Consider the following 11,394-nt stretch of genomic DNA (forward strand, 5'->3'; position numbering starts at 1 on the left):
GCGGCTGTCCTGCTTTCTACAGTGGCTTCATCCGCTGGCTCCGATCCGGCGCGCTGCCCCGCCGAACCATGAACAAGCCTGCTCTCACCGCTCCTGCCTTCGATGCCAACCAGGCGGCCTGGCACCAGGCCCGGTGGATCTGCGGGGCTGCGGCTGCCTTGATGGTCGGCGCGTTGGCGCTGCCACGCATCAGCCTGTTCGCACAGCGGCCGGCTGATCATGCCTCGGTCCACCTGCTGCTTGAGATGTTCGCCGTCGTGGTCTCGGTGATGGTGGCATCAATGGCCTGGCATGCCGCAGGTCGGCAGGGTGCCGGGAAGCCAAAGCTGCTGCTGTATGGATTCACCGTGGTCGCCGGTGTAGACCTCTTCCACGCCATCAGCTTTGATGGCATGCCATCGCTGCTGAGCGATGCCGGTACGGCCAAGGCGATCTTCTTCTGGCTGTGTGGGAGGACCATCGAGGTCGTGACCGTGCTGCTCGTGGCAGCGCGGCTCGAACCTCCGGGCCGGCGCGGCGTCTGGCTGGCACTCGCCGTGCTCACCATTGCAGTGCTGTTCTTGGTCGGGACGTTTCGGCTGGACGCGCTGCCCACGATCTTCGTGGTCGGGACCGGTGTGACGCCCTTCAAGGCACGGCTTGAATACGTCTTGCTTGCGGCAAACCTGGCTGCCGGGGCGTGGCTTTTCTTGCGCAGCCGCAGCGAGGAGCAGCCCCGGCTGATCTGGCTCGCCACGGCCTGCGTGGTGACCGGCATCGGCGAGCTGGCCTTCACCACCTATGTGGCGACCTCGGACTTCCTGAATCTCTTCGGACACTTGTACAAGCTGCTGTCCTACAGCCTCATCTACCGGGCTGTTTTCTACAGCAGCGTGCAGGAACCCTATGCGCTGCTGGAGCGCGCCGAGCAGTTGCTGCAAAAGCGCAATCAGGAGCTCGACGCCATCCTCAAGAACGTGCCGGTGACCATCGTGCAGCTCGACCGAGAACTGCGCCTGAGCTATGCCAACCCGGCCTACGCCAGCCAGGTCGGCCTTGGCGTCGTGGTCTGCGAGGGACGCTCGCTGTTCGAGTCCATGCGTCCGGAGTGGATTCCGCACGTCAAGCCCTTCATCGAACAGGCCATGGCCGGCCGCCGAGCCGAGTTCGATTTCGAGGTGATCTCGGCGGCAGGCCACCCGGAGAACATCTGGGCCACCATCGTGCCCGAGCACAGCCAGGGGCCAGAGGTTGACGGCGTGCTGGCGATCTTCAAGGACAACACCGAACGTGACCGTGCGCGCCGCTTGCTCGCCGAATCGATGCACGAGATCAGCGAGCTCAAGGCCGCGCTGGATGCGCATGCCATCGTGGCTGTGACCGATGCCCGCGGCGTGATCACGCGCGTCAACGACAAGTTCTGCACCATCTCCAAGTATCCGCGTGGCGAGCTTGTCGGCAGCACGCACCGGCTGATCAATTCCGGCCACCATCCCAAGAGCTTCTTCGTCGACCTCTGGAAGACGATCTCGTCGGGCCAGGTTTGGAATGGCGAGATCTGCAACCGGGCCAAGGACGGCTCTCTGTACTGGGTACACACGACGATCGTGCCCTTCATCGGTGGCCAGGGGCTGCCGGTGCAATACATCGCCATCAGGGCCGACATCACCGAGCGCAAGAGGGCCGAGCAGAGTGCGCAGCGCATGGCGCTCTACGATGCCCTGACCGGCTTGCCCAACCGGCGCCTGATGAGTGATCGCCTGCATCAGGCACTGGCTGCCTCGGCGCGCGATGGTCAACATGGGGCGCTGCTGCTGCTCGACCTCGATCATTTCAAGCAGGTCAACGACTCACTGGGCCACGACCAGGGCGACGAGATGCTGCGCCAGGTGGCCAGACGCCTGCAGGCCAGCACGCGCCAGATCGACACGGTGGCCCGGATGGGGGGCGACGAGTTCGTGATCGTGCTTGGGGATCTGAGCGCGGATGCCGCCGTGGCAACGGCGTTGGCGGGAAGCATTGCCGACAAGGTCCGCAAAGCGGTCAACGAGCCCTATCAGCTCAACGGCATGCAGGTTGACAGCTCGCCCAGCATCGGGATGCTGATCTTCCGCGGTGACAGCCTGTCGGAAGAGGAGCTGCTGAAGCGTGCCGACATGGCGCTGTACCAAGCCAAGGAACTGGGGCGCGATCGCAAGTGCTTCTTTGATCCGGCCCACCAGGCACAGAACCTCGAGCGCATCCAGCTTCTGCATGAACTGAAGCAAGCCCTGCCAAATGAGCAGCTGCGCCTGCATTACCAGCCTGTGGTGGAGTCAAACGGCCAGGTCCTGGGCTACGAGGCACTCCTGCGTTGGCAACACCCTGGCCGTGGCATGGTGTCCCCGGCGGAATTCATTCCGCTGGCCGAACAGTCGGGCCTGATCTTCGTCATCGGCAAGTGGGTGCTGGAGCAGGCCTGCAAGCAGCTGGCCGAATGGCGTGGCGAGCCCGGCATGGACGCCCTGACGCTGGCGGTCAACGTCAGCGCGCGCCAATTCAAGGATCCGCAGTTTGTCGACTGCGTTGAGGCGGCCCTGCGGGACAGCGGTGCGAGTCCCACATTGCTCTGGATCGAGCTGACCGAGAGCATGCTGCACAGCGACATCGATGAAACCATCGCCAAGATGGCCAGGCTCAAGCGCCTGGGTGTGCGGTTCTCGCTTGACGACTTCGGCACCGGCTATTCATCGCTGAGCTACCTCAGCCGCATGCCCATCGACCAGCTCAAGATCGACCGCAGCTTTGTGCGAGACATCACCTGCAATCCCAATGCTGCCTCCATCGCAAGCACCATCATCTCCTTGGCAAGCAGCATGAACCTGGACGTCATCGCCGAGGGCGTGGAAAGCGCCGAGCAGTTCAATCTGCTGAAGCAGTTGGGGTGCCAGGCTTTCCAGGGCTACTTTTTCGGCAAGCCCACAGCAGTACTGATGCGCAGTGTCTGCGCCATGAAATGAGCGAAAGCATGCAGCGCGCAGATCTGTTTGCAACTTTCGAGAAGATGCGGGCCTCTGCGGTCTGAAGGGACAACTGATCATGCGCCCCGACCTCCGTCGTTTTCGAATCAAGTCATTGGTGATGCTGGTTTTCAGCGGCCTTGCGCTGGTTCTCTGGCTGCCGATCTATGTCTATATCAACCACGGGTACGTCAAGCAGCTGGTGAATGACCGGGGTGAGGCGATGCACGACCTCGCGTCAGCAGTCGCTGCGGTACTTGGCGACAACCTTCATGAGCGCAAGCGTGAGCTCAGCCTGCTGGCACAGAGCCCATACTTTCGCAACGCGCCGCTGGGCGCGCGCGAGCTCAGGCAGCACCTTGAACGCATCCAGAAGTCCTATCCGCACTATGTCTGGCTTGGCGTCGTTGATACCGAGGGCATCGTGAGGTCCTCGACTGGCGACTTGCTCCGTGGCGTCAGCGTGCGCCACCGGCCCTGGTTCGATCGAGGCAAGGAGCAAACGGTCGCGGGCGACCTGCATGAAGCAATGCTGCTGGCTCCGCTGCTCGGCATTGAGAAGGACAGCGAGGGAGCTCACCTGATCGATTTCGCCGCTCCATTGCTTGACGAGCAGGGGCGCTTGCGCGGTGTACTCGGCGCCCACGCGGATTGGGGATGGGCCACCGATGTCGTCAAGGTTCTCTATCCTGCCGGCATTGCAAGGTCGCAGGTCGAGGTCCTGATCGTGAATCGCGAGAACCGCGTCATCCATCCGCACCGGTACAACAGCCCTCTGCAGATTCCAGTCACGTTTCCCTTGGATCAGAACTTCGCTGTCGCTCGCGGGCAGGATGGCAAGGACTATCTGAACAGTTCGGCGGAGGTTCGGGACGATGAACCCGGGCGCTCGCTGGGTTGGCGCGTCATCGTCCAGCAGCCGTGTGAACGGGCCCTCGCCGACGTCGCGGCACTGCAGCGAGCCATGGTGGCCTCGATCCTGTTAACGACGCTGGTATTCGTGGGGCTGGTTTGGTGGGGATCAGGCCGCATTACGCGGCCATTGAGGCTGCTGGCCTCGCAGGCGCGCAAGATCGAGCAAGGCGAAGTCTCAGTTCCGCCAGTGACGGAGGCGCTCACGGTGGAAGTGCATGACTTGGCCGAAGCGCTGCGCGGCATGGCTGGCACTCTGCTTGATCAGCGGCGTGACTTGGCCGACAACAATCTGCGACTGGAGCGTCTGGTAGCCGAGCGGACCCGGGCCCTGGAGATCGCGAACGAGGAGCTGAGCCAGATCGCCCGACAGGATCCGCTGACAGGCCTGCCCAACCGGCGGGCCGCCGACGAACGCCTGCGCAGCGAGTTCGTGCGCATGAAGCGCTCCCTGATGGGCTATGCGGTCTTGATGGTCGACATCGACAACTTCAAGCGAATCAACGACAGGCATGGTCATGCCGAGGGCGATCGTGTGCTGAGCGGGGTCGCGAATCTGCTGGCGGTCTCGCTGCGCGAGAGCGACTTTGTGGCCCGTTTTGGCGGCGAGGAGTTTCTGGTCGTGCTGCCAGACACCGATCTGTCGACGGCCACCTGCGTCGCAGAGAAACTCCGCGAGGCTGCGGAGGTGGCGGAAGACCCGCATGTGGGGCGGGTCACCATGAGTATCGGCCTGGCCATGGCCTCCCCGGCCCATGTCGACGAGCGCGAGGTGCTGCGCCTGGCTGATGCATGCCTTTACGCCGCAAAAGCGTCCGGACGGAATTCGGTCGTCAGCGACTCCTTGTCTGCTGGCCACGTCGGCAACAGCTGATGTCAGTTCAAGTGGCTCGATCACGAGCCAGTGAGCAATGCAATCAAACCGTGAGAACCAGCACTACGACCCGTTTTCGACTGAACACCTGCGAAAAATCTTTGAACCCAAGAGCTACCTGGCTCACAACCGGGCAGCTGACTACTTTTGGGGGCCGTTGATCGGTCTGCACCTTGGAACACGACTCAAGGAGATCGTGACGCTTCGCCTGGATGCAATCGAACGGCATGTTGAGACAGGCGTCTGGTACATGTCGACCTTTGCACATACGGATCTCCACACGAGCCTGATTTCAATGCAAAACGTAATGACTTCAATGCACCCAGTCATGAACTCAATACAACTGACCGTGCCAAGGTTCGTGCAAGCGCCCCTGACGCCTCAACAGGTACACTTGAGGGTGACACCAGCCAGAGACCATGTGGCACCCCTGCGCATGGTCGTAAGCTGTTGATTTACAGACGCTTTCGTCGTTCAAACGAGGTTTTGGTGTCGCTTCCCTGAAGCGCCACCAAACAAAGTCTTTGTACGCAAGTACTCAGGCGCATAAGCCACCCTAGGCCCCCCTAGCGGTGGCTTTTTGCATTCTGCCTCGCCTCTTCCTCGACACGCTCTCCTCACTTCAGATCGGCGCTCCCGGCGGCACCTGCGGCAGGCGGCGCAGTTTCACGGTCTGCGGATTGGCCAGGTAGGACTGGATCAGCTCGGCTGCTGCCTTGCGGCTGGCATCGCTCGGCTGCTTGCGCAGCCACTCAGCCAACTCTCGCAGCCGCTGCCGCAGCTCAGCATCAACGCCGGCATGCAGCCGCCCGCCATCGAGCAGGCCCAGCATCGCGTCGACCATCACCCAGTTGACCGCCGTCTGCACCGCCTGCGCGGTGGGCTGGTTCTTGGGAGCGGAAGATCGCTTCCAGGTCGCCTGCAAGAGCTGATCGATCACTTCGCCAGCGCCCGGCTGTGCCGCGTCGCGCGCATGCTGCCAGGCGAGACGGTTGAGCCGCTCTGCATTCAGGAGCAGGCTGCCGAAATGCGCCGCCGCCGATTGCGTGGCCGACAGCGGATCGAACTGCGTGCTCATGCGATTGGGAAAATACTCGCGACCGCGTTCGTAGCCTTCGGACGGCGGCGAGAGTTGCTCGAGCAGCGCTGCCGGCAGGCTCAGGTTCTCGGCCTGCAAGGCAGCGGTCAAGCGGGCCAGGGCCTGACGCTGAACCGCCGCCGCCACTGGCTTCGCGCCCGCTCGCACTGCGCCGGCACGTGCATCGCCAGCCAGGCCGTACTCGAACTCGGCACCGCCCAGCAGATGAGCCAATGCCTCGCCCTGGTAGCGATGCAGCAGATAGACCGGCACCAGCCGCGCTTCCAGTTCGCCGAGCTGCCGCTCGGCCGGGAGCACGTCGATGGAGAAGGTCTGCAGTGCGCGTTGGCGGACGGCCATCACCTGGTCCCAGGTCTTGATCGAGTCGGCGCCGAAGTCCCACAGCACGCCGTCGGGATGCTGGCTGCCCGGACTGCGCGAATCGCTGTCGCCCACATAGCGCAGGCCCCGCGCCTTGGCCTGTGCCCGCAGCCGAGCGAGCGCCCCACTTTCTTCTGCAGCCGAACCGAACTGGCCATAGGCATGCTGGACGATGAAGTCGTCCCAGGGGCCCAGGCCATCACCATAGGCGTCGCGCAGATCGACATTGCCGGCCGCATCGAGCTTCACCAGCGGATGCGGATAGTCCATCACCGAGCCGTTGCCGGCGCGGCTGGCCGCAAAGTTGTGGGAGAAGCCCAGCGTGTGGCCCACCTCATGTGCCGAGAGCTGGCGCAGCCGCGCGAGCGCCATGTCCAGCGCCTGCTTCTGCTTCGCTTCGCCGCCCTTGGCATAGGCAGCCAGCAGGCTCTCTGCGATCAGGATGTCCTGACGCACGCGCTGCGAGCCGAGCATCACCACGCCCTTGATGATCTCGCCGGTGCGCGGGTCGGCAATCGGCGCGCCATACGACCAGCCGCGCGTGGCGCGATGCACCCACTGGATCACGTTGTAGCGCGCGTCCATCGGGTCGACGCCCTCGGGCAGCAACTCCACGCGATAGGCGTCCTTGAAGCCTGCCTTCTCGAAGGCGGTGGCCCACCAGCGCGCGCCGTCCAGCAGGGCCGAGCGCACCGGCTCGGGCGTGCCACGATCAAGGTAGTAGACGATGGGCTTCTTGACCGCGCTCACAGCCGCAGACGGCTCGGTCTTCTCCAGCCGATGGCGGATCTGCCAGGCCACGTGCAGGCTCTGGCCCAGCGGCGTGCTGAAGTCGGCATGGCTGATGTCGATGCCTCCCGATGCCGGGTGATAGGCCCGCGGCTGGAAGCCGGGCTCAGGCAGCTTGATCAGGCTGATGTGCTGGCGCAGCGTCAGGCTCGTGCCCTCCATGGCCACATCGCGGATGAAGTTGCCATCGCCTGGGCCATCGAAGGTCAGCAGGGACTCCAGCTCGGTATTGGCCGGAAAGTTCTTGCTCTGTTCCACCAGCACCGCACTGCGCTTTTCGTCTACGCGGTAGGCGCCCTGCCTGCTGTCGCGCAGCCGGCTGGCGATGCCGTGGCGGTCGGCCAGCAGGAAGCTGGAGAAATCCACCAGATGGCTGCCGGCCTCGCTGGCCAGAATCTCGCCGGACCACAGCACCGAAGCGGCAAAGGCTTCGACCACGCTGGCCCGCTCGGCAGGATTGCTGGCGCTGGCGCGGAAGCGTGTGTTCTCCTGCACCAGCAAGAGCTTGGCCCCGCGCTTCTCAAAATGCACCAGACGCGCTTCACCGGGCTGGCCACGGTCGAGGCCGACGTCATTCGAGCCCAGGCCGGAAGGCAGGGAGCTGAGCAGCAGGAAAGGCTGGTCGAGTTTCGATACCGAGAGCAAGACCCGACCCTTCGCCGAATCACGCCAGGCATCGATGAAGCCTGGCTGCGCCTCCAGCTGCTTCGTCAACTCGGCCAATGTCGCCGCCTGCAGCGCTGCGGAAAGCAGACCGAACACGCAGACCAGACCCAGCTTGCGAAGCGACGCCATATTGAATCTCCCGCCCGGCATTGGGCGACCGGAATCCTAAGCGCAGCGCTGCAAATCGGGTGCTGCGGCAGACCCGCGATCAGCGCGGATCGCCCAGCGCTGGATCACTGGTCGACGCCCGCCCGGTTTCCACATGGCCGGCCAATCGACGCGCGAAGCTTGCCAGGCCGACCACCGTGACACTGAAGTCATACCAATGCTGGCTCTCGAGCAGCGGCCAGCGCAAGGCCCGCTGCTCGCCGGGTGCCAGGTCTTGCCAGATCGGGCCCGGGTCGCGGTACTTCTCGGCGCGGATGGCAATGCGGTGCGGCCGCGTGCCGGAGTTGCTCACGCTGATCCGCAGCTCGTCGCCATGTGCCGCCACAGCCACATCCACCTCGACGTCGGCGTCGGCGTCGGCGGCCGAACCCGACAGACGCCGATGGAAACCATTCGGCCCCAGCACCCACAGGTCGTAGGCGGCGTCCGGGCCCTGCCCTGCCCACTCCGCCTGCAAGCGCAGGCCAGGCTCCACCGTGTAGCGCCTCGGTATCTCCTGCAGCGCCAGGCGGTCGTAGACATGAAACACCACCGCTGCCAGGCCCTCATTGCCAAAACCCAGCTCCAGCGTCGCTGTGTCGGCGTTCACGCGCGCTGCCAATACGGGCGCATACGGCAACGGCCGAGCCGGGCGCACGCCCGCTTCCTGTTGCGGCAGTTCGAGCCTGCTCGGCCGCGCTGGCGTCGTCTGCGCTGGCAACTTGCGCGCGCGGTCAGCGAGCGCCTGCGTCAGCGGCAAGTGCTTGAAGAAGGCCAGATCGCTGGGCTTGGCGAAGTCAAAGGCCGAGGTCAGATCACCACAGACGGCGCGGCGCCAGGCGCTGATATTGGGCTCCATCACACCGAAGCGCGCTTCCAGGAATCGGATGACCGAGGTGTGGTCAGACACCTGCGAATTGACCCAGCCGCCGCGGCTCCAGGGCGAGACCACATAGAGCGGCACGCGCGGGCCCAGGCCATAGGGCCGATGCAGCGTCTTCGGCGAAGTACCGTTCAGAACCTCGTGGTACTCGCCCTCGGTGCTCACGGTCGATGCGCCGGCAAAGCTCGCCTGGGCAGGGTCCGCATGCCATTGCAGATAGGACGGCGGCGCTGGCGGCGGCATGTGGTCGAAGAAGCCGTCGTTCTCGTCGAAATTGACCAGGAACACGGTCTTGCTCCAGACCTCCGGATTGCTGGTCAGCGCATCCAGCGCCCGGGCCGTGTAGTCGGCGCCTTGCGCCGGGCTCGAGGGGTCGGGATGCTCCGAACCTTCTTCGGTCGCCACGATCCATGAGACCTGGGGCAGGCGATTGTTCTGGACATCTTCTTTCAGGAGATCCAGATTGCGCGTGCTGATACCGCGCTGCTTCAGCTCCTGCGAGTACCCAGGCCGCCCATACCAGGCGTCGCGGAAGGACCGGAAACCCGCCAGCGGGTTGTCATGGAAGTTGTCTGCCATGTTCTGGTAGACCTGCCAGTGGATGCCTGCCGCCTGCAGCCGCTCCGGGTAGGTCGTCCAGTGATAGTCGTCGGCTGGGTCGGGCTTGAAGAACTCGTGGCTGTTGTCTGTGGCGGGGCCGCCGGCCAGGCCGAGCGGGTCGTTCGTGCCTGTCCAGTGGAACAGGCGATTGGTGCAGGTGCCCGTCTGCACCGAGCAGTGATAGGCATCGCACAGCGTGAAGGCATTGGCCAGCGCATGCTGGAAGGGAATGTCTTCCGCACGGAAATAGCCCATCGAATGGTCATGCTTGGCACGCGGCCAGGCGCTCATGCGGCCCTGGTCCCAGGCGGCTTGTGCGTCGGCCCAGCTGTGCGGCGTGCCCGTCATCCGCATGTGGGCGAACTGCTGAGCCGTGTTCAAGTGGAAAGGCGCGATCAAGCCCTTGCCATCGCGCGTGGGCTGATGCCAGATGGGCCGGCTGCCGCCCGCACCATCGCTGACCGGAATCGCAAAGCGATCGCCAAAGCCGCGCACGCCGCGCATCGTTCCGAAGTAGTGATCGAAGCTGCGGTTCTCCTGCATCAGGATCACCACATGCTCCACATCCTTCAGCGTCCCGGTGCGGCGGCTGGGCTCAATGCTCAAGGCGCGCGCAATGGCGGGCGGCAGCCCGCCGACGCCGGCCACTGCGGCGCCCTGCCCCAGGCGGCGCAGGAATCCACGGCGGCTTGGCGCGCTCACGTCAGTAGCGGTCGTCGAAAGCGAAGATCGGCTTGCGCGTCTTCCACAGCCCGCCGGTGAAGTCCGGGAACTCTAGCGTCTTGAAGCCGCTGGCAATCGACTGCTCAGACAGCGGCGTGATCGCGCTCCAGGCCACGGCATCGAAGATGTCGATCGGCATCGGCGCGCTGGCCTTCAGGGCTTCGATGAAGGAATGGATCACGAAGAAGTCCATGCCGCCATGGCCGGCGCTGGCCGCGGTGGCGGCGTACTTCTTCCACAGCGGATGCTCGAACTTGTCCTGGTAGGGCTGGAAGGGCTCCCACTGGTGCGGCGGGCTGATGCCTTCCACATGCAGCGACTTGTTCACGTCCATCCACAGGCCCTTGGTGCCCTGCACGCGGAAACCCAGCGAGTAGGGGCGCGGCAGCGAGGTGTCGTGCTGCAGGATGATGGTCTCGCCGTTCTCGCAGGCCAGCGTGGTGGTCACAACATCGCCCAGCGCGAACTTGACCGCGGCGTTCGGATGGCTCTTGCCACCTTGCGCCTCCACATACCCGTGCAGGCCGCGCGCCTTGGTGGCGAAGGCGTTGATGTGGGTGAAGCGATTGCCGCGGTGAATGTTGGCGTACATCGCGCAGGGGCCGATGCCATGGCTCGGGTAGAGCTCGCCATTGCGCCTGACCGAATGCTCGGTGCGCCAGCGCGCCTCGCTCCAGCCCTTGGGTCCGAATTCGACGCCGCCGCCATAGGCCTTGCCCGGCACGCCCGCATTGAACTTCACGGCGCGCAGATCGTGCTGGTAGCCACCCTGCATGTGCACGAGCTCGCCGAACAAGCCGGCGCGCACCATCTGCAGCACGGCCATCACGTCACGGCGGTAGCAGACGTTCTCGAGCAGCATGTAGGGCGTGCCGGTCTTGAGCTGGGTGTTCAGCACATCCCAGTGGTCCTGCAGCGTCACGCCGGCCACCACTTCGCAGCCCACAGTCACCTTGGCCTCCATCGCGGCGATGGCCATCTGGGCATGCAACTCCCAGGGCGTGGCAATGATGACGCCGTCGATCTTGGAAGCATCGAGCAGCTTGCGCCAGGCCTGCGCATCGCCGTCCTCGCCAACAGTTCGCGGCTTGGGCTTGCCGGCCTTGGCCACCTGGCCCAGCGCGCGGTTGAGCATGAAGGGATCGATGTCGCAGAGGGCAGCGACCTCGACATCATCACGGCGCACCAGCTCCTGCAGGAGCACCTGGCCGCGCATGCCGGTGCCGATCAAGGCGATGCGAACGCGTTCGCGGCCGGCTGCACGCGCGGGGTTGAGAGCAGCGGCAGCACCCGCGGCGGCCAGGCTGGAGAAGAGGAAATCTCGACGTTGCATTTGAGTGAGAGGTGTTGCGAGAGGTCGGAA

At 64.5% G+C, this 11,394-nt stretch carries 5 protein-coding genes; 2 read left to right on the forward strand and 3 right to left on the reverse strand.

All coding sequences use genetic code 11. From position 1 onward, the window contains the following. The first annotated feature begins 68 nt into the window (after positions 1–68). Positions 69–2,978, forward strand: coding sequence for a bifunctional diguanylate cyclase/phosphodiesterase (locus tag ABT392_RS14310; protein ID WP_334278025.1), 2,910 nt, complete (start codon positions 69–71; stop codon positions 2,976–2,978). A 79-nt stretch (positions 2,979–3,057) separates the two neighbouring features. After that, positions 3,058–4,764 (forward strand): sensor domain-containing diguanylate cyclase, encoded by a 1,707-nt coding sequence (locus ABT392_RS14315; RefSeq protein WP_334278026.1) that lies wholly within the window; start codon positions 3,058–3,060, stop codon positions 4,762–4,764. A 622-nt stretch (positions 4,765–5,386) separates the two neighbouring features. On the opposite strand, the gene ABT392_RS14320 is transcribed toward ABT392_RS14315, so the two are convergent. The 3 genes from ABT392_RS14320 to ABT392_RS14330 all read right to left on the reverse strand — a co-directional run bounded on the left by ABT392_RS14320 (position 5,387) and on the right by ABT392_RS14330 (position 11,364). Further along, positions 5,387–7,807, reverse strand: coding sequence for a zinc-dependent metalloprotease (locus ABT392_RS14320; RefSeq protein ID WP_334278027.1), 2,421 nt, complete (start codon positions 7,805–7,807; stop codon positions 5,387–5,389). Between the two features lie 79 nt (positions 7,808–7,886). Continuing rightward, complete coding sequence (locus tag ABT392_RS14325; RefSeq protein ID WP_334278028.1) at positions 7,887–10,010, reverse strand: phosphocholine-specific phospholipase C; 2,124 nt, start codon at positions 10,008–10,010, stop codon at positions 7,887–7,889. Between the two features lies 1 nt (position 10,011). Then, the gene (locus ABT392_RS14330) at positions 10,012–11,364 is read right to left on the reverse strand and encodes a Gfo/Idh/MocA family protein (protein ID WP_334278029.1); all 1,353 of its coding nucleotides are present in this window, start codon (positions 11,362–11,364) and stop codon (positions 10,012–10,014) included. Between the last annotated feature and the right edge of the window lie 30 nt (positions 11,365–11,394).

It is taken from the genome of Paucibacter sp. JuS9 (assembly GCF_044043925.2).
GTDB lineage: Bacteria > Pseudomonadota > Gammaproteobacteria > Burkholderiales > Burkholderiaceae_C > JAUASW01.

What these genes read in the sequence shown, in the direction of transcription:
- ABT392_RS14330 (WP_334278029.1), bottom strand. Translation starts at nt 11,364, where the DNA reads ATGCAACGTCGAGATTTCCTCTTCTCCAGCCTGGCCGCCGCGGGTGCT.
- ABT392_RS14320 (WP_334278027.1), bottom strand. Translation starts at nt 7,807, where the DNA reads ATGGCGTCGCTTCGCAAGCTGGGTCTGGTCTGCGTGTTCGGTCTGCTT.
- ABT392_RS14315 (WP_334278026.1), top strand. Translation starts at nt 3,058, where the DNA reads ATGCGCCCCGACCTCCGTCGTTTTCGAATCAAGTCATTGGTGATGCTG.
- ABT392_RS14310 (WP_334278025.1), top strand. Translation starts at nt 69, where the DNA reads ATGAACAAGCCTGCTCTCACCGCTCCTGCCTTCGATGCCAACCAGGCG.